This is a genomic window from Micromonospora sp. SH-82, assembly GCF_051132485.1.
In the GTDB taxonomy this organism is placed as follows: Bacteria; Actinomycetota; Actinomycetes; order Mycobacteriales; family Micromonosporaceae; genus Micromonospora.
Genome location: NZ_CP148049.1, coordinates 6,145,757 through 6,168,627, shown reverse-complemented (window position 1 = coordinate 6,168,627; position 22,871 = coordinate 6,145,757). Strand labels below are relative to the sequence as shown.

26 protein-coding genes are annotated in these 22,871 nt (G+C 71.2%); 10 read left to right on the top strand and 16 right to left on the bottom strand.

Annotated elements, in window-relative coordinates; genetic code table 11:
- The first annotated feature begins 33 nt into the window (after positions 1–33).
- From xylA to WHN02_RS27115, 3 genes are all read left to right on the top strand, one after another.
- Entirely contained in the window at positions 34–1,221 is a 1,188-nt protein-coding gene (gene xylA / locus WHN02_RS27125) for a xylose isomerase (protein WP_434741442.1), read from the top strand.
- A 12-nt stretch (positions 1,222–1,233) separates the two neighbouring features.
- The gene (gene xylB / locus WHN02_RS27120) at positions 1,234–2,676 is read left to right on the top strand and encodes a xylulokinase (RefSeq protein ID WP_434741441.1); all 1,443 of its coding nucleotides are present in this window, start codon (positions 1,234–1,236) and stop codon (positions 2,674–2,676) included.
- A gap of 103 nt (positions 2,677–2,779) precedes the next feature.
- Positions 2,780–4,222 carry an MFS transporter gene (locus tag WHN02_RS27115; RefSeq protein ID WP_434744094.1) on the top strand — a complete coding sequence of 481 codons (1,443 nt, stop codon included), beginning with the start codon at positions 2,780–2,782 and terminating at the stop codon, positions 4,220–4,222.
- 66 nt (positions 4,223–4,288) lie between these two features.
- On the opposite strand, the gene WHN02_RS27110 is transcribed toward WHN02_RS27115, so the two are convergent.
- The 10 genes from WHN02_RS27110 to WHN02_RS27065 form a co-directional block, all read right to left on the bottom strand.
- On the bottom strand, positions 4,289–5,935 hold the full coding sequence (locus WHN02_RS27110) for a glycoside hydrolase family 13 protein (RefSeq protein WP_434741440.1): 1,647 nt from the start codon (positions 5,933–5,935) through the stop codon (positions 4,289–4,291).
- A 160-nt stretch (positions 5,936–6,095) separates the two neighbouring features.
- Positions 6,096–7,142: a LacI family DNA-binding transcriptional regulator gene (locus WHN02_RS27105; RefSeq protein WP_434741439.1), complete on the bottom strand. Its 1,047-nt coding sequence runs from the start codon at positions 7,140–7,142 to the stop codon at positions 6,096–6,098.
- Positions 7,143–7,209: 67 nt separating this feature from the next.
- Positions 7,210–8,175, bottom strand: a complete 966-nt coding sequence (locus tag WHN02_RS27100; protein WP_434741438.1) for a carbohydrate ABC transporter permease — start codon at positions 8,173–8,175, stop codon at positions 7,210–7,212.
- A gap of 1 nt (position 8,176) precedes the next feature.
- Complete coding sequence (locus WHN02_RS27095) at positions 8,177–9,226, bottom strand: carbohydrate ABC transporter permease (RefSeq protein ID WP_434741437.1); 1,050 nt, start codon at positions 9,224–9,226, stop codon at positions 8,177–8,179.
- A 74-nt stretch (positions 9,227–9,300) separates the two neighbouring features.
- A complete protein-coding gene (locus tag WHN02_RS27090; protein ID WP_434741436.1) occupies positions 9,301–10,644 on the bottom strand; it encodes an ABC transporter substrate-binding protein in 1,344 nt (447 codons plus the stop codon).
- Between the two features lie 274 nt (positions 10,645–10,918).
- Positions 10,919–11,413: a TspO/MBR family protein gene (locus WHN02_RS27085; protein ID WP_434741435.1), complete on the bottom strand. Its 495-nt coding sequence runs from the start codon at positions 11,411–11,413 to the stop codon at positions 10,919–10,921.
- 175 nt (positions 11,414–11,588) lie between these two features.
- Positions 11,589–11,732: a GPGG-motif small membrane protein gene (locus tag WHN02_RS27080; RefSeq protein ID WP_434741434.1), complete on the bottom strand. Its 144-nt coding sequence runs from the start codon at positions 11,730–11,732 to the stop codon at positions 11,589–11,591.
- Positions 11,733–11,773: 41 nt separating this feature from the next.
- On the bottom strand, positions 11,774–12,499 hold the full coding sequence (locus WHN02_RS27075) for a metallophosphoesterase family protein (protein ID WP_434741433.1): 726 nt from the start codon (positions 12,497–12,499) through the stop codon (positions 11,774–11,776).
- A 10-nt stretch (positions 12,500–12,509) separates the two neighbouring features.
- Positions 12,510–12,785 carry a BON domain-containing protein gene (locus WHN02_RS27070; RefSeq protein ID WP_350894820.1) on the bottom strand — a complete coding sequence of 92 codons (276 nt, stop codon included), beginning with the start codon at positions 12,783–12,785 and terminating at the stop codon, positions 12,510–12,512.
- Positions 12,782–13,366 (bottom strand): nucleotidyltransferase family protein, encoded by a 585-nt coding sequence (locus WHN02_RS27065; protein WP_434741432.1) that lies wholly within the window; start codon positions 13,364–13,366, stop codon positions 12,782–12,784. Before WHN02_RS27065 ends, WHN02_RS27070 begins: the two co-directional genes overlap by 4 nt.
- Positions 13,367–13,525: 159 nt before the next feature.
- Here WHN02_RS27065 and WHN02_RS27060 point away from each other — a divergent pair, with 159 nt between their 5' ends.
- The 3 genes from WHN02_RS27060 to WHN02_RS27050 all read left to right on the top strand — a co-directional run bounded on the left by WHN02_RS27060 (position 13,526) and on the right by WHN02_RS27050 (position 16,729).
- Positions 13,526–14,293 carry a dTMP kinase gene (locus tag WHN02_RS27060; protein WP_434741431.1) on the top strand — a complete coding sequence of 256 codons (768 nt, stop codon included), beginning with the start codon at positions 13,526–13,528 and terminating at the stop codon, positions 14,291–14,293.
- Positions 14,294–14,430: 137 nt separating this feature from the next.
- On the top strand, positions 14,431–15,300 hold the full coding sequence (locus tag WHN02_RS27055; protein ID WP_434744093.1) for a MurR/RpiR family transcriptional regulator: 870 nt from the start codon (positions 14,431–14,433) through the stop codon (positions 15,298–15,300).
- A gap of 439 nt (positions 15,301–15,739) precedes the next feature.
- Positions 15,740–16,729, top strand: coding sequence for a sigma-70 family RNA polymerase sigma factor (locus WHN02_RS27050; protein ID WP_350894835.1), 990 nt, complete (start codon positions 15,740–15,742; stop codon positions 16,727–16,729).
- Positions 16,730–16,876: 147 nt separating this feature from the next.
- On the opposite strand, the gene WHN02_RS27045 is transcribed toward WHN02_RS27050, so the two are convergent.
- From WHN02_RS27045 to WHN02_RS27035, 3 genes are all read right to left on the bottom strand, one after another.
- On the bottom strand, positions 16,877–17,848 hold the full coding sequence (locus WHN02_RS27045; protein ID WP_434741430.1) for an NlpC/P60 family protein: 972 nt from the start codon (positions 17,846–17,848) through the stop codon (positions 16,877–16,879).
- A 239-nt stretch (positions 17,849–18,087) separates the two neighbouring features.
- Complete coding sequence (locus tag WHN02_RS27040) at positions 18,088–18,417, bottom strand: DUF3817 domain-containing protein (protein WP_434741429.1); 330 nt, start codon at positions 18,415–18,417, stop codon at positions 18,088–18,090.
- Positions 18,418–18,442: 25 nt separating this feature from the next.
- Positions 18,443–18,886, bottom strand: a complete 444-nt coding sequence (locus WHN02_RS27035; protein ID WP_434741428.1) for a hypothetical protein — start codon at positions 18,884–18,886, stop codon at positions 18,443–18,445.
- Between the two features lie 126 nt (positions 18,887–19,012).
- Here WHN02_RS27035 and WHN02_RS27030 point away from each other — a divergent pair, with 126 nt between their 5' ends.
- From WHN02_RS27030 to WHN02_RS27020, 3 genes are read left to right on the top strand one after another with little or no spacing between them, the layout of a single operon-like run.
- Positions 19,013–19,363: a DUF6158 family protein gene (locus WHN02_RS27030; protein ID WP_434744092.1), complete on the top strand. Its 351-nt coding sequence runs from the start codon at positions 19,013–19,015 to the stop codon at positions 19,361–19,363.
- Positions 19,363–19,698 (top strand): hypothetical protein, encoded by a 336-nt coding sequence (locus WHN02_RS27025; RefSeq protein ID WP_434741427.1) that lies wholly within the window; start codon positions 19,363–19,365, stop codon positions 19,696–19,698. Before WHN02_RS27030 ends, WHN02_RS27025 begins: the two co-directional genes overlap by 1 nt.
- A 41-nt stretch (positions 19,699–19,739) precedes the next feature.
- A complete protein-coding gene (locus WHN02_RS27020) occupies positions 19,740–20,282 on the top strand; it encodes a DUF1360 domain-containing protein (RefSeq protein ID WP_434741426.1) in 543 nt (180 codons plus the stop codon).
- Positions 20,283–20,378: 96 nt separating this feature from the next.
- Here the strand turns inward: WHN02_RS27020 and WHN02_RS27015 are convergent, their stop codons facing one another.
- The 3 genes from WHN02_RS27015 to WHN02_RS27005 all read right to left on the bottom strand — a co-directional run bounded on the left by WHN02_RS27015 (position 20,379) and on the right by WHN02_RS27005 (position 22,281).
- Entirely contained in the window at positions 20,379–20,576 is a 198-nt protein-coding gene (locus WHN02_RS27015; protein WP_434741425.1) for a hypothetical protein, read from the bottom strand.
- A gap of 44 nt (positions 20,577–20,620) precedes the next feature.
- Positions 20,621–20,881: a hypothetical protein gene (locus tag WHN02_RS27010; RefSeq protein ID WP_434741424.1), complete on the bottom strand. Its 261-nt coding sequence runs from the start codon at positions 20,879–20,881 to the stop codon at positions 20,621–20,623.
- Positions 20,882–21,189: 308 nt separating this feature from the next.
- On the bottom strand, positions 21,190–22,281 hold the full coding sequence (locus tag WHN02_RS27005; RefSeq protein ID WP_434741423.1) for a 3-deoxy-7-phosphoheptulonate synthase: 1,092 nt from the start codon (positions 22,279–22,281) through the stop codon (positions 21,190–21,192).
- A 310-nt stretch (positions 22,282–22,591) separates the two neighbouring features.
- On the opposite strand from WHN02_RS27005, the gene WHN02_RS27000 reads away from it, so the two are divergent.
- Entirely contained in the window at positions 22,592–22,807 is a 216-nt protein-coding gene (locus WHN02_RS27000; protein ID WP_434741422.1) for a hypothetical protein, read from the top strand.
- Positions 22,808–22,871 lie beyond the last annotated feature (64 nt).

The following is a 22,871-nucleotide window of genomic DNA, read 5'->3' as shown; positions in this document are numbered from 1 at the left end:
AACAAATGCCCGTCCCTCACACCGGAGGTCACCATGGCGCCCCGTCCCACCCCCGCCGACAAGTTCTCCTTCGGCCTGTGGACCATCGGCTGGCAGGCCCGTGACCCCTTCGGGGACGCCACCCGACCCGAGCTGGACCCGGTGGAGGCGGTGCACCGGCTCGCCGAGGCCGGCGCGTACGGCATCACCTTCCACGACGACGACCTGATCCCGTTCGGCAGCGACGCCGCCACCCGCGACGCGCACCTCACCCGCTTCCGGAAGGCCCTCGACGAGACCGGCCTGGTGGTGCCCATGGTGACCACCAACCTCTTCACCCACCCGATCTTCAAAGACGGCGGTTTCACCAGCAACGACCGTGACGTCCGGCGGTACGCGCTACGCAAGGTGCTGCGCAACGTCGACCTCGCCGCCGAACTGGGCGCGAAGACCTTCGTCATGTGGGGTGGCCGGGAGGGCTCCGAGTACGACGTGGCCAAGGACGTCCAGGCGGCGCTGGAGCGGTACCGCGAGGGCGTCGACCTGCTCACCCAGTACGTCGTCGACAGGGGCTACGACCTGCGCTTCGCCATCGAGCCCAAGCCCAACGAGCCGCGTGGGGACATCCTCCTGCCCACCGTCGGACACGCCCTCGCCTTCATCTCCACCCTGGAGCACCCGGACCTGGTCGGCCTCAACCCCGAGGTCGGGCACGAGCAGATGGCCGGGCTCAACTACGCCCACGGCATCGCCCAGGCGCTCTGGCAGGGCAAGCTGTTCCACCTCGACCTCAACGGCCAGCGCGGCATCAAGTACGACCAGGACCTGGTCTTCGGCCACGGTGACCTGCTCAACGCGTTCGCCCTGGTCGACCTGCTGGAGCACGGCGGCCCGGACGGCACTCCCGCCTACGACGGCCCCCGGCACTTCGACTACAAGCCGTCCCGGACCGAGGACATGGCCGGGGTGTGGGCCTCGGCCGAGGCGAACATGCGGACGTACCTGCTGCTCAAGGAGCGGGCGGCGGCGTTCCGGGCCGACCCGGAGGTGGCCGAGGCGTTGGCGGCCGCCAAGGTCGCCGAGCTCTCCACCCCGACCCTGAACCCCGGCGAGACCTACACCGACCTGCTCGCCGACCGCAGCGCGTTCGAGGACCTCGACGTCGACACCGTGGCCGCCAGGGGATTCGGTTTCGTCCGGCTCAACCAGCTCGCCGTCGAGCACGTGCTCGGCGCCCGCTGAGGCCGGCCCGCAGTGGTGCTCATCGCCGGGGTGGACTCCTCCACCCAGTCCTGCAAGGTGGTCGTCCGGGACGCCGAGACCGGTGACCTGGTCCGTCAGGGCCGGGCTCCGCACCCCGACGGCACCGAGGTCTACCCCGCCGCCTGGTGGCAGGCGCTCGGGGCGGCAGTCGACGCCGCCGGTGGGCTCACCGACGTGGCAGCCGTCTCCGTCGCCGGTCAGCAGCACGGGATGGTCTGCCTCGACGAGGCCGGGGAGGTGGTCCGGCCGGCGTTGCTGTGGAACGACACCCGGTCGGCCGCCGCCGCCGCCGAGTTGACCGCCGAGGCCGGTGCGGGGGAGGCGGGCCGACGGTTCTGGGCGGAGGCGGTGGGCTCGGTCCCGGTGGCCAGCTTCACCGTGACCAAGCTGCGCTGGTTGGCCCGGCACGAGCCCGACCGGGCGGCCCGGGTCGCGGCGGTCTGCCTGCCCCACGACTGGCTGACCTGGCGGCTGGCGGGGGCGGTCGGCCTGGACGCCCTCCGTACCGACCGCAGCGACGCCAGCGGCACCGGCTACTGGTCCGCCGCCTCCGGCGAGTACCGCCCGGACCTGCTGGAACAGGCCTTCGGACGGCGACCCCGGCTGCCTGTGGTGCTCGGTCCGACCGATCCGGCCGGCACCCTCGCCGGGGTCCTGCCCGGCGGGGCCCCGGCCGACGCGGTGGCGCTCGGACCCGGGGCCGGGGACAACGCCGCCGCCGCCCTCGGGGTCGGTGCCCGCCCCGGCGACGTCGTGGTCTCCATCGGCACCTCCGGCACCGTGTTCAGCGTCGCCGACACCCCGGCCGCCGACCCGGTCGGGGCGGTCGCCGGGTTCGCCGACGCGACCGGACGCTTCCTCCCGCTGGTCTGCACCCTCAACGCCGCCCGGGTGCTCGACGCCGCCGCCCGGCTGGTCGGGGTCCCCCTGGACGAACTCGCCGACCTGGCCCTCACCGCCCCGGCCGGGGCGGAGGGGCTGGTCATGGTCCCCTACCTGGAGGGGGAGCGGACCCCCAACCGGCCGGACGCCACCGGGGCGGTGCACGGGTTGACACTGCGGACCGCCACCCCGGCGCACCTGGCCCGGGCCGCCGTCGAGGGGATGCTCTGCGCCCTCGCCGACGGACTCGACGCGCTGCGAGCCCAGGGCGCCCGGGTCGAGCGGGTCCTGCTCGTCGGCGGCGGTGCCCGGTCACGGGCGGTCCGCCGGATCGCCCCGCAGGTGTTCGGCTGCCCGGTGGTCGTCCCACCCCCCGGTGAGTACGTCGCCGACGGCGCGGCCCGCCAGGCCGCCTGGGTGGCCCTCGGCGGTTCGGCCCCGCCGCAGTGGCCGTTGACCGGCACCGAGGAACACGTCGCCGACCCGGTCCCCGCCATCCGTGAGCGGTACGCCCAAGCCCGTGACCTGGTGGCCGACCGCCTCCACGAGTGAGGTGAGCCCCGGCCGACGCCGATGGTGACGGCCGGGGACTCCTCCCGTCGGCCCGGTTGTCCCCGGGTCGCCGCCCCCGCCGTACCCCGGTCGTGATCTGCTTCTGTGGAGGGTCGGTACGGGGTCGGGAACGGGAGACGGTGTGCTCAGGGCGTGGGGCGGTTCATCGGCGCACCGGCTCTACAGCGTCGTGGTCTTCGTCTTCCTCGCCTCGTTGGACAACGTGGCGATCGGTCTGGTGCCCCCGCTGTACGGGCCGATCGCCAACACCTTCGACGTACCCCAACGGATGATCGGGCTGGTCACCGCGGCGACCTTCCTGGTCAGCGCGGTGGCGGCGGTGGCCTGGGCGTACGTCGGCGACCGGACCAACCGCAAGCCCCTGCTGATGGTCGGCACGCTGCTCTGGGCCGTCGGGACCGGCGGGACCGCGCTCGCCGGAGGCTACGCGACCTTCCTCGCCGCCCAACTGGTCGGGGCGGTCGGCCTCGGGGCGGTCGGGTCGGTCGGCTTCTCGGTGGTCACCGACCTGATCTCGCCCCGTCGCCGGGGGCTGGTGATGAGTTTCTGGGGATTGTCCCAGGGCGTGGGGACCCTGGCCGGGACGTTGACCGGAGGGCTGCTCGGCGCCACCGACTGGCGGCGACCGTTCCTGGTGCTGACCGGGCTCGGCCTGGCCGCCACCGTGGCGTACCTGTTCACCTACGACGTCCGGCGGGGGCAGAGCGAACCGGAGCTGGTCGACGCGCTCTCCGCCGGTGCGGACTACGACTACCGGATCACCCGGGCCGACCTGCCCCGGATCCTCGACCGGCGGACGAACCGGTGGCTGATCATGCAGGGGTTGACCGCCCAGGCGGCCTTCGGGTCGCTGGTCTGGCTGCCGGTCCTCTTCGCCGAGCGGGCCGAGCAGCAGGGATACTCGGTCGCCACGTCGGTGGTGGTGGGCACCGTGTTCGCCACCCTGTTCCAACTCGGCGGGGTCTTCTCGATCCTCGGTGGGCTGGCCGGCGACGCCCTGCAACGGCGTACGCCACGGGGGCGGGCGATGGTGGCGTCGATCGGGATCCTCGCCGCCGTCCCGTTCTACCTGGTGCTCTTCTTCGTGCCGATCACCATCGACGTGCCCGACGGGGCCGGCTCCGGTGCTGTGGTCCAGGCGGTGCTGGCCAGCGTCTTCACCGAGCCGACTGTGGGGTTGAGCCTGCTCACCGCGGTCTTCGCGCTGGCCCTGACCTCGGCCAACTCGCCGAACTGGTTCGCCCTGATCGCCGACGTGAACCCCCCGGAGCACCGGGGCACCGTCTACAGCCTCGGCAACCTGGTCAACGGGGTGGGCCGGGCGGCCGGGAACGGACTGGTCGGGGTGGCCTTCCACGGGCTGCGGGCGGCCTTCCCGCCACCGTTGAACTTCGCGGTCGGGCTGGCCGCCTTCCAGCTCTTCTTCGTCCCGACCGGCGTCATGTACTGGCTCGCCTCCCGGACCTCCCCGCGCGACATCGAGGCGGTCCACGACCTGCTGCACACCCGGGCCGAGAAGCTCTGACCCCGGTAGGGGAGGGCCCCTGTGCACGCCGGACGGCGTACGCAGGGGCCCCACCACGGGTCGGGGTCAGGCTCGGAACCAGACCGTCACGTCGGTGGGGACGTGGCCGGTGCCGTCGAGGGGGGCACTGGACACCAGCACCTCGGCCCCCTCGGGCAGCGGGACCGGGGCCGGACCGAAGTTGGTGAGCACCCGCAGCCCGTCGTTGGCGAAGGCGAGCACCTCGTCGGCGGACTCCAGCCACCGCAGCGCACCCCGGCCGAGCCCGTGCTCCCGGCGCAGCCGCAGGGCGGCCCGGTAGACCTCGTACGTCGAGCCGGGCACGTCGCGCTGCCGGTCGAGGGCGTACTCCGACCAGGACGGCGGCTGGGGCAGCCAACTCGCGTCGGTCGGCCCGAACCCGTACGACGGGGCGTCGGCCTCCCACGGGATGGGCACCCGACAGCCGTCCCGCCCCCGTTGCGCCCCCCGGGTGCGGTGGTACGTCGGGTCCTGGCGGGCCTCGTCGGGCAGTGTGGTGTGCTCCGGCAGCCCCAACTCCTCACCCTGGTAGAGGTAGGCGGACCCGGGGAGGGCGAGCATCAGCAGGGTGGCCGCCCGGGCCCGACGCAGCCCGAGTCCGGCGTCGGGCTGCGGGTCCTGCGCCCCGATCCCGTTGGGCCGGGGCGTGCCGATCGGCAGTCCCAGCCGGGAGGCGTGCCGGACCACGTCGTGGTTCGACAGCACCCAGGTGGTCGGCGCACCCACCGCGTCGGTGGCCTCCAGGGAACGGGTGATCACCGCGTACTGGGCCGGTGCGGTCCAGGCGGCGAGCAGGTACTCGAAGTTGAACGCCTGGTGCATCTCGTCGGGGCGGATGTAGCGGGCCAGCCGTTCGGCCGGCTCCACCCACGCCTCGGCGACGAGGACCCGTCCGTCCTGTGGTGCGGAGCCGTACGAGTCGACCACCCGACGCCACTCCCGGTAGATCTCGTGGACCCCGTCCTGGTCCCACATCGGGGGTCGGGGTTTGTCGACCTCCCGGCCGGAGAGGATCTCCTGCGGCTCCTGCCAGTCGGCCAGGTCGGCCTGTTTGATCAGGCCGTGCGCCACGTCCACCCGGAACCCGTCCACCCCCCGGTCCAGCCAGAAGCGCAGGACGTCCACGAACTCGGCCCGGACCTCCGGGTTGTCCCAGTTGAGGTCGGGCTGGGCGGTGTCGAACAGGTGCAGGTACCACTGGCCGGGCCGGCCGTCGGGTTCGGTGACCCGGGTCCAGGCCGGTCCGCCGAAGACGCTCTGCCAGTCGTTCGGCGGCTCGCCGCCGTCCGCGCCGAGCCCGTCGCGGAAGACGTAGCGCTGCCGTTGCGGGCTGCCGGGGGCGGCGGTCAGCGCCTCGGCGAACCAGACGTGCGCCGAGGAGGTGTGGTTGGGCACCAGGTCGACGATGACCCGCAGCCCACGCCGCTTCGCCTCGCCGATCAGCCGGTCGGCGTCGGGAAGCGTGCCGAACAGGGGTTCCACGTCCCGGTAGTCGGCCACGTCGTACCCGGCGTCGGCCTGCGGCGACGGGTAGAACGGCGAGAGCCAGACGGCGTCGACGCCGAGTTCGACGAGGTGGTCGAGGCGGGCGGTGATGCCCGGGAGGTCGCCGATGCCGTCACCGTCGGAGTCGGCGAAGGATCGTGGATAGATCTGGTAGATGACGGCTTCGGTCCACCAGCCGGGGGTCACCCCGGCGGGGGTCTCCTGGGGCGTCGATGTCGTGTTCAGGGCGTTCTCCCGTGGGTCGAGACGTCCGGTCGCCCGTTCATTGTGCCCAGGATGACCTCCGGTGAAGCCCGTTGCGCGCCGTGGCCCGGGCCGCGATCCGGCGGGGGCGTACGCCCGTCTGTCAACCGGCCCGGGGCGGGGCGGTGGAGTACCTGACGACCAACCGGGTGGGCAGGACCACCGACTGCTCCGCCCCGGCCTCGGCGGGACCGGACGGCCCGGTGGCCAGCGCCCCGACGATCGGGTCGAGCAGGATCCGGGCCGCCAGGGTGCCCTGGTCGGCGGCGGGTTGGGCGATGGTGGTCAACCCCAGGACCCCGGCCAGGTCGTGGTCGTCGATGCCGATCACGCTGACGTCCTGCGGCACCCGCAGCCCGGCGTCCCGCAGGGCGCTGATCGCCCCCATCGCCATCTCGTCGCAGGCGGCGAAGACCGCCGTGGGCGGGTCACCCCGGCGTAGCAGCTCCTCCATCGCCCGGGTGCCGCCGTTGATCGTGAACTGCGACTCCACGTCGAGGCTGGGGTCCGGTTCCAGACCGGCGGCGCGCAGCTCCTCCTCGTAGCCCCGCCGACGGTCGATGTGGGTGGTGAACGCCAGCTCGTCGTCGGGGTCGCCGGAGATGTGCGCGATCCGGCGGTGGCCCAGGTCCAGCAGGTGCCGGGTCGCGGTCCGGGCGGCGGCCCGGTCGTCGATCCGGACCCACGGCCAGTCGGGTACGACGCCGCCGGAGCTGATGGTGATCCCGGGGAGGGTCAGCCGACCCAGCGCGGTCAGCTCGGTGTCCCGCAGCGGGGTGGCGACCAGGATCACCCCGTCGGCCCGCTTGTCCAGGTCGGCGGTGCGCAGCACCCGTTGCCGGAGCTGCTCGCGCCCCCCGAGGTTGCACAGCAGCAGGTCGTACCCGGATTCGTAGAGGACGTCCTCGACCGCCTCGACCACCGTGCTGAAGAACCACCTGGTGATCCGGGGGACCACCACGGCGACGGTGCCGGTCCGGCCGCCGGCCAGGCGGGAGGCGCTGGGCGAGACGGCGTACTCCAGCTGTTCGGCGGCGGCGAGCACCCGGCGGCGGGTGTCCGCGGAGACGGTCGGCAGGCCGCGCAGGGCCCGGGAGACGGTGGCGGTGGAGACCCCGGCCAGCCGGGCGACGTCGTCGATCCTCGTCATGTCAGCCTTGCTCGGTAACCGACTCCGCCGCCGTCGAGGACCTCGACGGCGGCGGAGGACGGTCGGATCAACCCTTCACGCTGCCCGCGAGGAGACCTCGGACGAAGTAGCGCTGCAGGGACAGGAACACGATCAGCGGTACGACCATCGAGACGAACGCCCCGGCGGTCAACCGTTGCCACTCGCCACCTCTGGTGCCGGCCAGTTCCGCGAGGCGGACCGTCAGCGGGGCGACGTCACTGCCGCCACCGGCGAAGATCAATGCCACGAGCAGGTCGTTCCAGACCCAGAGGAACTGGAAGATGCCGAACGCCGCCAGCGCCGGGGTGATCAGGGGCAGGACGATGCTGCGGAAGATCTTCGGGTGGGTGGCCCCGTCGACCCGGGCCGCCTCCATCAGGTCCTTGGGGAGCTGGGAGACGAAGTTGTGCAGCAGGAAGACAGCCAGCGGGAGGGCGAAGCAGGTGTGGGCGAACCACACCTGGATGTACCGCTCCTCGCCGGCGAGGTTCCACGCCGGCATGAGGGTCACCCCGCCGAGGTTCACCCCCCGGGAGAAGAAGCTGAGCAGCGGCACCAGGGCCATCTGCAACGGGACGATCTGCAACGCGAAGATGCCGATGTAGAGCCAGTCCCGGCCCCGGAAGTTGATCCAGGCCAGTGCGTACGCGGCCATCGCCGCGAAGGCCAGCGGGAAGAGCACCGACGGCAGGGTGATCACCAGCGAGTTGACGAAGTAGCCGGCGAGCTGCCCGGAGGACGCACCCCTACCGAAGAGCACCTGCTGGTAGTTGTCCAGGGTGAACTGCGGGTCGCGGAAGAACGTCCACCAGCCGGTGGTCTTGAGCTGTTCCTCGGGACGGAAGGACGAGACGAACAGCCCGAAGGTGGGGATGGTCCAGACCGCCGCGATGACGATCGAGACGACGGTGGCGGTGCGACTGGTGAGCCGCTTGCGGACCCGGCCGGCTCTGGTCGGAGTCCCGCGGGTGCCCTGTGTCCCGGCGGCGAGCGGGGGAGTCGAGGTGGTCATGTCAGCCCTCCCGCTGCTGGCGCAGGTTGCGGATCTGGTAGATCACGATCGGGATCACCAGGACGAAGAGCACGACCGCCAGGGCCGAACCCTGACCGCTCTGGCCGTACCGGAATGCCTGGTTGTACATCTCGTTGGCCACCACGCTGGTGTCGTAGTTGCCGTTGGTGGAGGTCCGGACGATGTCGAAGACCTTCATGGTGGCGATGGATATCGTCACCACCACCACGATCAGCGCCGGCTTGATGCTCGGCATCGTGATCTGCCAGAACATCTGCCAGGGGGTCACCCCGTCGAGGCGGGCTGCCTCGACGATGTCCGCCGGGATCGCCTTGATCGCCGCGGAGAGCACCACCATGGCGAACCCGGCCTGGATCCACACCATGATCACGATGAGCAGCAGGGTGTTCAACGGCGGGTCCTGCAACCACTGCCGGGGCTCACCACCCAGGGTGACCACGATCTGGTTGAGCAGCCCGATCTGTTCCTGTTCCGGACCCCGGTACGCGTAGACGAAGCGCCAGATGATGCTCGCGCCGACGAACGAGATGGCCATCGGCATGAAGATCAGCGACTTCGCCACCGACTCGAACCGGACCCGGTCCACCATCACCGCGTACACCAGGCCGATCGTGGTGGCCACCAGTGGCACCAGGATCACCCAGGTCAGCGTGTTCAGCAGCACCCGGACGATGGAGTCCTCACTGAACATCCAGCCGTAGTTCTGCAACCCGACGAAGTTGTCACCGGGGCCGTCCATGAAGGACAGGAGGGTGGTCCGGATGGCCGGCACCACCAACCCGATCATGAGCAGCAGCACAGTGGGCAGCAGGAAGAAGAGCGCGAACAGGCCCTCCCGCTGCCTGGGGCGCCGGGGCAGCGGCCCGCCACCGGCGGCTGCCGCCACCAGCTGGGCTTCGCGGCGTCGGGCGAACCAGGCCGGCACCACGTCGAGCAGCGCGAGCATGCCACCGACCACGACGACGAACGCCAGCAGGCCGTAGAGCAGCATCAACAACTTGCCTTGTTGTGCGACGAAGTCGAACTCCATCAGTCCCTCCAGGGTCCACGGCCCGAGAACCTCGGGGCCCGGCCCGTGTGTCACGGACCGGGCCCCAGGTCACCTCAGTTCGGCCAGCTGCTCTCGATACCGGAGAGGACGCTCGCGGTGTCCCTGCCGTTCAACCACTCGATCATGCCCTTCCAGAAGGTGCCGGTCCCGACGGCGGCCGGCATCAGGTCGGAGCCGTCGAAGCGGAACACGGTGTTGCTGTCCTGGAGGAGCTGCACGGAGAGCTTGTCCACCGGGTTCGGGACGTTCGCCAGGTCGAGCTTGTTGTTGGCGGACACCCAGTCACCGATCTTGGCGCGGCTGTTGGCGTACTCGCCCGAGGCGAGGTACGTCTGCACGGCCTGGACCTCGGGGCGGTCGGCGAAGGCGGCGGTGAACTCGCCACCACCCAGGACCGGCTTGCCCTTGGCCGGGTCGATCGCCGGGAGGTAGAAGGCGAAGACGTCGCCGTCCTCGGCCACCTTCGTGCCCTCCGGCCAGTTGTTGGCGTAGAAGGACGCCTGCCGGTGCAGCGCGCACTCGTCCTTCAGGATCGGCAGACCGGCCTCCTGGAACGCGGTGGAGGTGATGCTGCGGACCCCGCCGAAGCCGCCGTTGACGTACTTCTCGTTCTTCAGGATCTGCCCGGCCTTGTCGACCGCCTCGACGACCCGGGGGTCGTTGAAGGGGATCTGGTGGGTGGTCCACTGGTCGTAGACCTCGGGGGTCTGCGTACGCAGCATCATGTCTTCGATCCAGTCGGTGGCCGGCCAGCCGGTGCCCTCACCGGACTCGACCCCGACGCACCACGGCTTGGTGCCGCCGGCGGCGATGGTGTCGCTCAGCTTGATCAGGTCGTCCCAGGTCTCCGGGACGGTCCAACCCTTCTCCTGGAACGTCTTCGGCGAGTACCAGACGAAGGACTTCACGTTCGACCCGAGCGGGGCGCCGTAGAAGGTGCCGTCGACGGTGCCGTACTTCAGCCAGTCGGCCGAGTAGTTCTGCTCGGCCATCGCCTTGGTGTCGGGGCTGGCGGCCTTGAGCTGACCGGCGGAGGCGAACCGCTGGATCAACCCGGGCTGGGGGATGAACGCCAGGTCCGGAGCGTTGCCGCCCTGCACGAGGACGGGGAGCTGGGCCTCGAACTCGCCACTGCCCTCGTGGCTGATGTCGATGCCGGTGCACTCGCTGAACTCTTTCCAGGACTCGTCGAGACGGTCGGCCTCGATCTCCCGGATCGACGAGTAGATGGTCACGGTGGTGCCGTCGTGACCCTCGTACTTCTCGTATGCGGAGCAGTCCCCGGAACTGGCGTTGTTGCCGCCGCTGTCGCCGCTGCCGCAGGCGGTGGCGCTGACCGCCAGCCCGAGCACGCCGGCGATCACGAGGGCCTGGCGTGGTCTGGCAAAGACCGCCATGCCGTCCTCCTTCCTAGCCGGCGCGGTCGCGAAGGCGGCGCCGGTCCGATGGGCGTCCCAACATGTAAGCGCTTTCATCTGTGTGGGTCCACCCCTCACCGGACACGACCGAGTAACGATCCGGAAACCTCAGTGCCCTGCGGTGGGCGCGCTCCCACGAGCGTTGCGAGTCGCCTCCGGACGGTGAAGGAAATGCGACGACAGTCGATAGGCGATGACGCAGATCGACCCCGGTCGGAACCGACCGGGGTCGTGCGGAGAGCGGAGCGACGGATCACATGTTGAGCTGCCAGATCGAGAGGTTGAGGGCGGCGGCGAAGGTGACCCAGGCCCAGTACGGCAACATCAACAACGCCGCCGGCTTGAAGATCCGCCAGAACAGGGCGACGGTGACCCCGATCGCCAACCACATCACCACGATCTCGGCGAATGCCAGACCGTATTGACCCGCGCCGAAGAACAATGGGGTCCACAGCGCGTTGAGTACGAGTTGGGCGATCCAGGCGTACACGGCCGGACCGAAACCGACGCGTCGCCAGACCAGCCAACCGGCGATCGCGATCGTCGCGTACAACGCGGTCCAGACCGGCCCGAACAACCACGACGGCGGTGCCCAGGAGGGCTGGCGCAGGCTGTTGTACTCACTGGCCGCCCCGCCGACGGCGAGCCCGCCGACGGCGGCTGCCACGAGCACCGCCGCCCCGAACCCCAGCAACGCCAACCAGGCCCGGGGGCCGCTGTGCCGTTGCACCGCGCTCGAAGTCGTCATGGTGTCCAGATGCCCACCCTCGGTGACGGACAAACCTCCCCGAGGGGGACGGCCGCCCCCATCGGCGGGCACGAAGGCGCCGAGGTCGTCGGAGCCGGACCACTCCTGTCGGGAGGACGGAGTTCCGGATCCGACGACCTCGGCGGGTTGAAGGGAACTGCGAGAGGTGACCGGGTCAACTGAAGATGCTGACACCGCCCGGGCCCACGATCAGCCCGACCACGATGAGGACGACGCCCCAGAGGATCTGCTTACGGAAGAGGGCCAGAACACCCGCGACCACCAGCACGACTGCGAGAATCCAGAGAAGTAGCTCCATGACCGCTGAATACCCGCTTAGGCGAATCTGGAAACCCGATCTCAGTCGAGTCGACCACCGAGTTCGAAGACGCTGTACGCCTGCTTGATCACCGGGTGGGCGACGTTGCGGACCCGGACCCCACCCGGGGTGGTGCCCCGCTCGGAGCCGTGGTGCGCGTGCCCGTGCAGGGCCAGCGCCGTCGGTGCCGAGTCGATCGCCTGACCCAGCTGGTACGACCCGAGGAAGGGGTAGATCTCCAACGGCTCACCGGCGAGGGTCTCCGGCACCGGCGAGTAGTGGGTCAACGCCACCAGCAGGTCGCAGTCGAGCCCCCGCAGCGCCGCACCGAGCGCGTCGGCGCTCTCGGTGGTGGTCCGGACGAACGCCTTCATCTCCGGCTCGCCGAAGTCGCTGGCGCACCGGCCGGCGAACCCGCCGCCGAAACCCTTCACCCCGGCCACCCCGAGCCGTCCACCGGCGCACTCCAGCACCACACCCGTTCCCTCCAGGACGGTGATGCCGGCGTCCTCCAGCACCTTCACCACCCGGGGAACCTGGTCGCACTGGTGCTCGTGGTTACCGAGCACCGTCACCACCGGTACGCCCAACCCGCCGAACTCGGTCGCCACACAGCGCGCCTCCGACTCGGTGCCGTGCCGGGTCAGGTCCCCGGCCAGCAGCAGCGCCTCGGCGTGCTCGGGCAACTCCTCCAGGGCCGGCCGGAACCGTCCGACCACGTCCTCGTCCATGTGTACGTCGCCGACCGCGGCGATCCGGATCACCATGAAACCCTCCTCACGGCAACTGCTCGACGTCAGTGGGTGCCTGCGCCCGGATCACCCCGATGTCGCTGCTGACCGGCACGTCCGGGAAGCGCTCGGCGACCCGGCGGAGGATCTCCTCCCGCCGGTGCGGGCTCTCCACCTCGCCGTAGAGCACCAGTCCGCGTTCGGTGCAGACGACACTGATGCCCTGTTCGGCGACCGCCGGGTCCTCGGCGAGCAGCCGTTGGATCTCCGCCTCGACGTACTCGTCCGGCGGGGAGGTGCCGCTGTCGCGGTACTCGGTCACGGTGTCCCCTTCTCTCCCGATGGGCCGGTCTCCGGCACCACGTCCAGTCGGTCGAGCAGCACCAGGAACGCCTCGGCGTACGGCGAGTGCTGCGTCTCCTTCCGTACCCGTTCCCAGTCGATCTGCTCCCGCAGCGACCGGGCCAGCGGAAGCCCCCTGGCGAAGTCGCAGTAGTGCTGGGAGAAGCTGAGCAGCTTGTGCACCATCAGCTGGGTGGCCGACAGCACCGGCATGTGGATCGCGTCGACCGGTCGGATCACCGTGTCGCCGAAGGTCTCCTCGGTCACCGGGGTCTCGATGGGTCGGTGGATCAGGTCCACCATCCGGTCCCCGTCGAAGACCTTCACCAACCAGTCCTCGGGTGGGCGCTCGGCGGTGAAACCGGCCGCCGTCAGCTCCTCCAGGGCCCGGTCGACGTCGGCTCCCCGGATCAGGAAGTCCACGTCGTGGTCGCTGGAGTGGCCGCCGTGGGCGTACACGGCGAAGCTCCCCCCGAGCGCGAACGGGATCTCGGCCTGCTTGAGCACGGCGGCGACTTTCTTCAGGGTGTGTACCAGCGTCTCGTCTCCGCGCTCCGCCATCTGCGTCTCCCGTCGTGGAACCGATTTCCTTCGTCGGTGGATGGCTGATTGCGTACCCGGCATTCCGGTCGTCCACACCTGCCCCCGGCGCGTTCGGTGACGGTGCGGGAGGAAAGCGACAAACGCCCGAGGGGGCACGCGTCGGATAGCCTGTGCAGAGTGTCCAGATCACCACGGGCGCGGCGCGACAGAGCCCGGTTGCGCGCCGTCGCTTTGATCGGCATCGACGGTTCGGGCAAGACCACCCAGGCCTACCGGCTGGCCGAGGCGCTCACCACCGCCGGCCGGCCCGCGACCTACCACCGCAACGCGGGCGGTCGCCGCTGGCTCGGCCGGTTGGCGGTCCGGCTCGGCCGACTCGACGCCCAGCGGCTCGTCGGTCGGACCGGACTGCTCACCGTCGAGTCGGTGCTGAGGTGGGTGGCGATCGCGGCGGCGTTGACCAGCTGCCTGGTGACCGGCCGTACGGCGATCATGGACCGCTACTCGGCCTGTCAGTACGTCAGCATCCGGGCACACGGTGGGCAACGCGGGGAACGGCTGGCCCGGGTCGGGTACCGGATCTTCCCGCCCCCACAGGTGACCTTCCTACTCTCCCTCGACCCGTCGGAGGCGTACCGACGCATCGAGCGGCGGGGGACCGACCACGAGACGATCGGCTACCTCACCGCGGCCGACACGGCGTACCGCACCCTGCCGGAGTACCCCTCCTTCGTGGTGGTGGACGCGGGCCTGCCGCCGGACGAGGTGAGTCGGCAGATCCTGGCGTACCTCGACGGCTGGCTGCCGACTCCCGCCGGGCCGCCGCCGGTCGACCCCGGCCCCCCGGCTTCGGCGCTCGACACCCCGAGACCGGTGGTCGACGACCCGCCGACCGCGCTTCCGGTCGACGAACCCGGGCCGCCGAGGCCGGTGGTGCCCGCCTGACGTCACCCCGATCCGCGACGTCGACGTTGACTGTCGTCCATCGGCGGAAGTAGCTTTCCACAGTGCCGAAGGGTCGGGGTGGCCGGGCAGGTGCCCGGCGAGGTCCCCAGGAGTACGCCGGGAGCGGACCACCGGACCTGGCCGTCCACATCAGCGGCCTGCTGCCGTCGCTCTCCCCGGCCGAGCAGCGGGTGGCTCGGCTGGTGGTGGCCGACCCGGGGGGCGTCTCCCGGCGGACCATCACCGACCTGGCCACCGCCGCCGAGACCTCCGAGGCGACAGTGGTCCGGTTCTGCCGGTCGATCGGCCTCGACGGCTATCCGCACCTGCGCATCAGGCTCGCCGCCGACTCCGCCCGACGCCGCGAGCCCCCGGACGCCCGGGTGTTCTCCGGGGACGTTCCACCCGACGCCGACCTGTCGGCGATCATCGCGACCGTCGCGTTCCACCATGCCCGGGCCGTCGAGGAGACCGCCCGGCGGCTCGACCCGATCGTCTGCGAACAGGTCGCGGCGGCGATCGTGGCCGCCGGTCGGGTCGACGTGTACGGGGTCGGAGCCAGCGGGCTCGTCGCCGCCGCCGCCCAACGCAAGCTGCAGCGGATCGGGCGGACCACCTGCTGCTTCCCGGACGTGCACTCCGCCCTGACCTCCGCCGCCCTGCTCGGCCGGGGTGACGTCGCGGTGGGCGTCTCGCACACCGGCACGACGTCGGAGGTCGTCGAGGTGCTGCGACAGGCAAGCGGCCGGGGGGCCACCACCGTCGCGCTGACCAACTTCCCGCGTTCCCCCCTCGCCGGGGTGGCGGATCTGGTGCTCGCCACCGCCGCCCACGAGGTCGGCCACCGGTACGGCCTGCCCGTCGGCGAACCCGCCCAGCTCACCGTCGTGGACTGCCTCGTCCTGGCGGTGGCGGTCCGGGACCGGGAGGGAGTCGAAAGGTCACTTTCGGTGACCGACGAAGCGGTCCGGGTGTACCGGATGGGGCAGGGGCGTCGACGGGCCTGATCGCCGTGGAACCCCACGTCGGGTGCGACCGGGAACACACCCGTCGGCGGGACGGAAGGCCGGTGCCTGATTGTTCCATCGGGCGTGGGGTATTCCGTGACCACCGGACGAACCGCCTGGTCCACCGGGCGGAACCGCCCGTGACGAGGATCGCAGCCGGGCGGTGACCCGGGTCGCTGACCTCCGGAGGTGCGCAATGGTGCGATTCCTCCGGGCGGCGAAGCGGTGGTCCGCCGACCCGTCGACCCCCGTGGTGCCCCATCGGCGAGTCACCCGACGGGGTGCTGACAGCAAATATGGACCGCGCTCTCAGCTGATACTCAGGCATTCGTGACACGTTCGACTCACGACATGGAATCCCTGACACGTCCCAACTGTTGTGTAGGTGTCAGCGAGGCGGGGCACTCAAAGGGACGGGGGAGGGCTGATGAACGTGGGGATGGCAAGGAACCGGGCGACCGGCGCGAGCGAGGGGACCGTGGGCAACGTGGACAAGAACATCGGATTGCGGACCGACGAGGTCGCCGAGGAGCGCGACCTGGTCGGAGTCTACCTGCACGAGATCTCCCGGACGCCGCTGCTGGACGCCGCCAAGGAGGTCGAACTCTCCAAGACCATCGAGGCCGGCCTCTACGCCGAGCACCTGCTCGCGGAGGACCGCGTCCCCGCCGGCGTCGACCGGGACGACCTGGAGCGCCTGGTCGCCGAGGGTGAGCGGGGCAAGGACCTGTTCATCCGGGCCAACCTGCGGCTGGTCGTGTCGATCGCCCGTCGGTACGTCCGGTCGGGGATGCCCATGCTCGACCTGATCCAGGAGGGCAACACCGGCCTGGTCCGGGCGGTCGAGAAGTTCGACTACGAGCGCGGGTACAAGTTCTCCACCTACGCGACCTGGTGGATCCGCCAGGCCATCAGCCGGGCCATCGCCCAGCAGGAGCGGACCGTACGGCTTCCCGTCCACCTCGTCGAGGACGTCAACCGGATGCGCAACGTCGCCCGTCAGCTCACCCGTGAGCTGGGCAGCGACCCGGAGCCGGAGCAGATCGCCACGGCCCTCGGGGTGACGGTGGAGCGGGTCAACGAGCTGGTCCGCTGGTCCCAGGACACCGTGTCGCTGGACACCCCGGTCGGGGACGACGGTGACACCAACCTCGGTGACCTGGTCGCCGACAGCGACGCGCCGTCGCCGGAGGAGATCGTGCTCACCGGGCTGGAGCGTCAGCGCATCGAGGGGCTGCTCAACCACCTCGACGACCGTTCGGCCGGCATCATGCGGGCCCGGTACGGCCTGGAGGACGGCCGGGAGCACTCGCTCACCGAGGTGGCCTCGCGGTTCTCGCTCTCCCGGGAGCGGATCCGGCAGCTGGAGATCCAGGCGCTGGGGCGGCTGCGGGAACTGGCCCGGGCCGAGGGGTTGCAGGCCGCCTGAGCACGATGCGCGGCCACGACGACGCGGCGCCGGTCCACCGGGACCGGCCCCCCGACCACACGGTGCACTCGAACGGCCGGCGTCCCACAGGGGACGCCGGCCGTTTCTTCTTCCGCGCTGGGTGGTCGGCCCGGCCCGTCGGGTGGGTCAGCGGACCCGGCCGTACCCGTACGGTGCCATCAGGTCGACGGGGCGCTTCTCCACGTGTCGGCCGAAGGTCGGCGCGTGGATCACCTGACCGTCGCCGACGTAGAGCGCCACATGGCCGAGGCTTCGGTAGAAGACCAGGTCACCCGGGCGTAGCTCGGATCGATTGATCTTGGCCACCGCGCTCCACTGCATCTTGGTGTTGTGCGGCAGCGACTTGCCCGCCGCCCGCCAGGCCGCCGAGGTCAACCCCGAGCAGTCGTACCCGTTGGGGCCGGAGGCGGCCCACACGTACGGCTTGCCGATGGCGCCGTAGGCGTACCGGACCGCCGCACCGGCGCCACCGGAGATCCGGGGGGCGTCGTTGGCGGCGCTGCCCGCCTGCTGCTTCGGCTGCTCGGTGGCCCGCCCGTACGCCGCCCGGCGCAGGTCGTACAGCTTGGCCAGGTCCCTCTCGATCTTCTTCTTCCCGGAGTTCAGCTCCTTGGCCTGCGCGGCCTGCCGGGCCAGCGTGGTGTCCAGTCGGGTCTTCTGGTCGACCAGTTGCCGTTCGTTGGTGGTGAACCCCTCGATGCTCTTCTGGCGCTGGCGGGTGAGCTGGTCGAGGGTGCCGAGCCGTTCCACCACCGAACCGGAGCCGCCCTGCAGCAGGGCGTCGACGGTCTGCAACCCACCGGTCTTGTACGCGGTGACAGCGATCTCGCCGACGTCGGCCCGGCTGCGCTCGGTCTGCTCCTGCAACGGCCCGATCCGGGCCTGGAGGGTGGCGGCGGCCTTCTTGTTGTCCTTGATCTTCTCGCGCAGTTCGTTGTACGACTCGACCACCTGCGCCAGTTCCGTCGAGGACTTGTCGATCCGTCGCGTCAGCTCCGCGACCGAGGGTTCGGCCGAGGCCGGTGCCGCCGGGGCGACCAGCACCGCGACCAGGCCGGCGGCGACGAGCGGGCGCAGCAGTGTCCGGAGAGACGACAAGAGCGGAAGGCTCCTCTCCCGTGGCCGCCGGGAACGTGGGGACACCCCGGACGGCGCCGAGCCCGGGGCCTTCCGGTCGGAGGGCACGTGGCCGGTCCGGCCTGCTCAACGTAGCTCGGGACCGCAGTGATGGGCAGTCATTGCCGAGACCAATGTTGCGGAAGTGGCAGCTTTTTGGGCCCGATCGTCACTGTGGGTAGTGAATCGAGGACCTTTCGGATTCGCCGTGGTGGATCCGGTCAGCCGGCGACCGGCTCCGGGGTCTGCTGCGGCTGCGCTTGGTGCACCCACTGGCTGACCCGTCGCTCCGCCCAGAACGAGACGAAGGGCACCGTCCCGGCGAGCATCACCGCGAGCATCCGCTTCAACGACCAGTCCGCCCGTCGGGACAGGTCGAAGGCGGCGGCCAGGTAGACCATGTAGAGGAAACCGTGGGACGGCCCGATGGTCTCCACCACCACCGCGTTGTCGAAGCCGTACTTCATCGGCATCCCGACCACGACCAGCATGATCAGCACCACGCCCACGATCCAGGCGATCACGCGGTACCGGTTGAGGGCTGCGCCCACCGTCGTCCGTCCTTCCGCACCGGCCTCAGCCGGGATAGTCACCGGGGCGCGCCCCCGGATTGGCGTTCAACCATGACAGGTAGTGGTTGTAGGCGGCCAGCTCGCCGTCCTCGGCGGGGCCGGTCGTCGACGTCCGGGAGACCCGGACCGGTCGGCGGATCGCCGGTCGAGCGTCGGAGGCCCCGTCGACGGCCCCCGCAGGGGCGGCCGACGTCTCGACGGCGGGGTCCGGATCGGTCTCCGGTGCGCTCCCGTCGGGAGACCGGCGCAGCTCGTGCCGCACCTCCCGCCACCACACGAACACCACGAACCCGGCGAAGATCGGCCACTCGAAGGCGTACGCCCAGCTCAGGGCGTTCCCGCTGACCGCCCGGCTGATCTGCCACCAACCCAGGGCGAGGAATCCGACCACCAGGACGACCATGGCCACGTGGCGGAACAGCAACGCCGGGGTCCAGAGCCGCTTCATGACGTCGAGGGTACCGGCCGCCCCGGCTCTCTCCGACACGGCGTCGTAGTCGGCGTGCCCCGTGGGTTTGGTCGACCCGGGCTGGGGCACACGTCTAGATGCGAGCCCATACCAGAGCAGGGGGCGATCATGAGCGATTCGGTACGCCAGAACGGATTCGACGCGCCGACCGTCGGCGAGACCAGCCCGGAGCAGCGGGTACCGGAGTGGGACACCTCCGCTGCCACACCCGGTGGCACGAGCGGCGCCGGTGACCTGCTCGACGAGGACGTGGTCGGGATCGATCCGGCCGAGCTGGACGACGACGACCTGCTCCGGGAGGTGCACAGCCTGCACCGCACCCGGCTGGACACGCTCCGGCACGCCTCCGACTCGGCCCTCGCCAACCACCTGCGCCGTACGGCCGAACTGGAGACGGAGTACCTGGCCCGGCATCCCGGCCGGGAGGTCGACCCGAGTCGACTGCGGAGCGCCTGATGTCCGGGCAGGCCGCGCGGGGCATGTCCGCGCCACCCGAGGTGGTCTTCAGTACGGCGACCGACCCGGACCGCTCCTCGGCCTGGCTCCCCGAGCCGCTGCGGGCCGCCGGTGAGCAGCGTTCGCAGGTCGACGCGGCCGAACTGCACGCCCGCTGGAACGAGACGGACGGCGGATGGGCCGCCGAGATCCGCGTCGAGCCGGGACCCGGCGGCGGGGCGCGGGTCCGACTCGACCTGCACGACGGTTCCGACGGCTCCGGCCTCGACGAGCTGGCCGAGGAGAGCCTGGCGAACCTCGCCGACGCGGTGGCCGACAACCTGACCGCCGGATGACCGACCGACCCCCACGACCGAGACTGACCGAGGAGACTCCGGTGACCCAGGGCGGCCTGAAGGAGAAGGTGGCGCGGTTGCGCCGGTCGTACGCACCACACGAGCATCGGCCGTTGGGCGGCTACCTGGTGGCGATGGGCACGTACGCCGGGGTGACCGGGGCGCTGGCCGGTCTGGCCAAGGCGACTCGACGCCCGGTCCCCGAACGTCCCGCCACGGCCGACGTGATCCTGCTGTCGATCGCCACCCACAAGCTCAGCCGACTGTTGTCCAAGGACGCGGTGACCAGCCCGCTGCGGGCCCCGTTCACCCGTTACGACAAGCCGATCGGCAGCGGCGAGGTGATGGAGCAGGTACGCGACTCGGGCAGCCCCACCCGGCACGCCATCGGCGAGCTGCTCAGCTGCCCGTTCTGCCTGGCCGTCTGGGTGGCCACCGGGCTCACCGGGGGCCTGGTGCTGGCACCCCGGACGACCAGGCTGGTCGCCACGGCGCTGACCGCTGTGGCCGCGTCGGACTTCCTCCAGATGGCGTACGCCATGGCGCAGCAGAAGGCCGAGGGCGGCGGCCCCGACGAGGAGTAGAGGCGACGGACGGGTGGTGCCGGTCTCGGCCCCACCCGTCCGCTGCGTCACGCCTGTCGGCGCTCGATCATCCCGGCGGCATCGTCCCGGCGACGGTCAGCGTTCCATCCCGGACCACCCGCGCGGTGCCTCCGTCTCGCGTTCGTCGGCGTCGGCGTCGGTGACCACGTCCCGGTCCACGGCGGTACGGTCGTGCTCGTTGGCGAAGTCCGGGTCCTTCTGCGGTGTGGTGGCCCGTGGCGGTTGGCCGAGCGCCGGCAGGTCCCGTTGTTCGTCGTCGCGATCGCTGCTCATCTCGTCCTCTTCTCGGGCGGCCGGGACGGCGGGGGACGGGTCGGTCAGCCCGGTGTCGCGCCGAGCAGGTCGGCGACCTCGTCCAGGGCGTACTCGCCCTCGGGGAGGGCGCTGACCTTGATCAGGATTTCGGCCGGCAGTTCGGCGGCCACCGCCCGGCGCTGGATCTCCGCCTGGCTGAGCCGTTCCTGCCCGTGGTAGAGCTCGTCGAGCAGACCGTCCAGCTCACTGCGGGTCGGCGTCTCGATCAGCGGCTCGCTGGTGGTCACGGGTTCGTCGGTCACGTCACTTCGGCTACCCGTCATCGAACCGGTCAAACGTGGCACCTCCGGTGGCGGTCCGGACCACCTCCGGAGGGTGGGACTGTGACGTGGGCCACGACCGATACCGGAACACCGAGGCGGGTGGGCCGGTTGAATGGGGTGTCGGTGTGTCCAGTGTCCCCGGGCCTCACCTATATAGCCTTCGCGGAATACCGTTCGGCTGGAGCCGCGTCGTGCCACTCGCCGAGAGGCGACCTGCACACCGACGCCAGCGGCCCCGGTCACCACCGGGGCCGCTGGTCTTCTCACCTCAGGGACTTCGTGTAGGGCCGGTCGGGCGTGACTCCCGCTCAGGGCTGGGCGGGCGTCGCCAGGGTGGTCCGACGGGCGCGGGTGGAACCGGCCAGCTCGGTGAGGACCTCCGCGGTGGTGTCCCAGCCGATGCAGGCGTCGGTGACCGACATGCCGTACTCCAGCTCCCGGGTCGGGTCCAGATCCTGCCGGCCGGCCTGCAGGAAGCTCTCCAGCATGATCCCCGCGATGCCCCGCTGGCCGTCGGCGAGCTGCCGGGCCACGTCGGCGGCGACCTTCGGCTGGTTGCGGTGGTCCTTACCGCTGTTGGCGTGACTCGCGTCGACCACCACCCGCTCGGGCAGCCCGGCGGCGCGGAGCAGGTCCAGCGCGGCGGCCACCGAGGCGGCGTCGTAGTTCGGGCCGTCGTTGCCACCGCGCAACACCAGGTGACAGTCGGCGTTGCCCCGGGTGTGCATGATCGCCGGGGTGCCGGAGACGTCGATGCCGGGGAACACGTGCGGGACGCCGGCCGCCCGGATCGCGTCGACGGCGGTGCCGATGCTGCCGTCGGGCCGGTTCTTCATCCCGATCGGCATGGACAGCCCGGAGGAGAGCTGCCGGTGCACCTGGCTCTCCACGGTGCGGGCACCGATCGCCCCCCACGCCACGGTGTCGGCGATGTACTGCGGGGTGATCGGGTCCAGGAACTCGCACCCCACCGGCAGACCGAGCCGCAGGACGTCGAGCAGGAGGGCCCGCGCGGTGCGCAGACCGGTGTTGACGTCACCCGAACCGTCCAGGCCCGGGTCGTTGATCAGGCCCTTCCACCCGACGGTCGAGCGCGGCTTCTCGAAGTAGACGCGCATCACGATCAACAGGTCGTCGGCGAGCCGGTCGGCCAGCGACCGGAGCCGCTCGGCGTACTCCAGGGCAGCGGCCGGGTCGTGCACCGAGCACGGCCCGACGACCACCAGGAGTCGGTCGTCGTCCCGGTCCAGCACCGCGGCGGTGGCCCGCCGCCCGGCCAGCACTGCCGAGGTGAGGCCGGCGTCCAGGGGGAGGTGGTGGTGCAACAGGGCAGGGGTGGTCAGCGGGACGACGCGGTCGATCCGCTGGTCGATGACCCGATCGGTGTCCGGGTTCGGCACGGTGGTGTTTCCTTCCGCCGACCGTGCCCAGGGCCGGCGCCCGGGACGAGCCGGCTGCTCGTACGCGAAAGGGCGGGACTCTGTCCCGCCCGGCCGGCTCGAAGTGAGGTGACGTCAGTTCACGATGAGGTCACCGGCTCCGCAGCCGGCTGCATAAACCATCGATACCACTTCGTCACGCCGACAACCCTACCCGAGGATCCCGCAAACCCTCATCCCCGCACCACATTGTGAGCAGAGCCGCCCCGACGCCCCCGCCGCCGGGGCGGTGCGGGCTTGGCGGACCGCCGGGTTGGGTAGGAGAGGCGTCATGACCGAACGAATCCAGGACCAGGACCGGGTGGAGTCCCGGGCACACCTGCTGCCGGAGGAGGCCGCCGCCGGCAGCGACGACGCCCGGGCGCAGGCGGCGGCGATCCTCGCCGAGTCGGACCTGCGCGAGGCCGACCCCGGGGCGGCGCCGGACACCGTGCTGGAACGCCGTACCTCCGAGGAGGCGGCACCGGCGGTCGAGCCTCCCGACTGACCGACCACCGGCACCGCCGGCCCGGCCGGCCGTCGTCGGGCGCGCCGGTGGTGCACAGCGGTGG

Coding starts and splice junctions, on each gene's coding strand:
- WHN02_RS27100 (WP_434741438.1), bottom strand. CDS start 8,175: ATGACCACCTCGACTCCCCCGCTCGCCGCCGGGACACAGGGCACCCGC.
- WHN02_RS27025 (WP_434741427.1), top strand. CDS start 19,363: ATGTCCGGGCAGGCCGCGCGGGGCATGTCCGCGCCACCCGAGGTGGTC.
- WHN02_RS27015 (WP_434741425.1), bottom strand. CDS start 20,576: ATGAGCAGCGATCGCGACGACGAACAACGGGACCTGCCGGCGCTCGGC.
- WHN02_RS27085 (WP_434741435.1), bottom strand. CDS start 11,413: ATGACGACTTCGAGCGCGGTGCAACGGCACAGCGGCCCCCGGGCCTGG.
- xylA (WP_434741442.1), top strand. CDS start 34: ATGGCGCCCCGTCCCACCCCCGCCGACAAGTTCTCCTTCGGCCTGTGG.
- WHN02_RS27035 (WP_434741428.1), bottom strand. CDS start 18,886: ATGAAGCGGCTCTGGACCCCGGCGTTGCTGTTCCGCCACGTGGCCATG.
- WHN02_RS27105 (WP_434741439.1), bottom strand. CDS start 7,142: ATGACGAGGATCGACGACGTCGCCCGGCTGGCCGGGGTCTCCACCGCC.
- WHN02_RS27065 (WP_434741432.1), bottom strand. CDS start 13,366: ATGGCGGAGCGCGGAGACGAGACGCTGGTACACACCCTGAAGAAAGTC.
- WHN02_RS27050 (WP_350894835.1), top strand. CDS start 15,740: ATGGCAAGGAACCGGGCGACCGGCGCGAGCGAGGGGACCGTGGGCAAC.
- WHN02_RS27010 (WP_434741424.1), bottom strand. CDS start 20,881: ATGACGGGTAGCCGAAGTGACGTGACCGACGAACCCGTGACCACCAGC.
- WHN02_RS27095 (WP_434741437.1), bottom strand. CDS start 9,226: ATGGAGTTCGACTTCGTCGCACAACAAGGCAAGTTGTTGATGCTGCTC.
- WHN02_RS27075 (WP_434741433.1), bottom strand. CDS start 12,499: ATGGTGATCCGGATCGCCGCGGTCGGCGACGTACACATGGACGAGGAC.
- WHN02_RS27080 (WP_434741434.1), bottom strand. CDS start 11,732: ATGGAGCTACTTCTCTGGATTCTCGCAGTCGTGCTGGTGGTCGCGGGT.
- WHN02_RS27000 (WP_434741422.1), top strand. CDS start 22,592: ATGACCGAACGAATCCAGGACCAGGACCGGGTGGAGTCCCGGGCACAC.
- WHN02_RS27090 (WP_434741436.1), bottom strand. CDS start 10,644: ATGGCGGTCTTTGCCAGACCACGCCAGGCCCTCGTGATCGCCGGCGTG.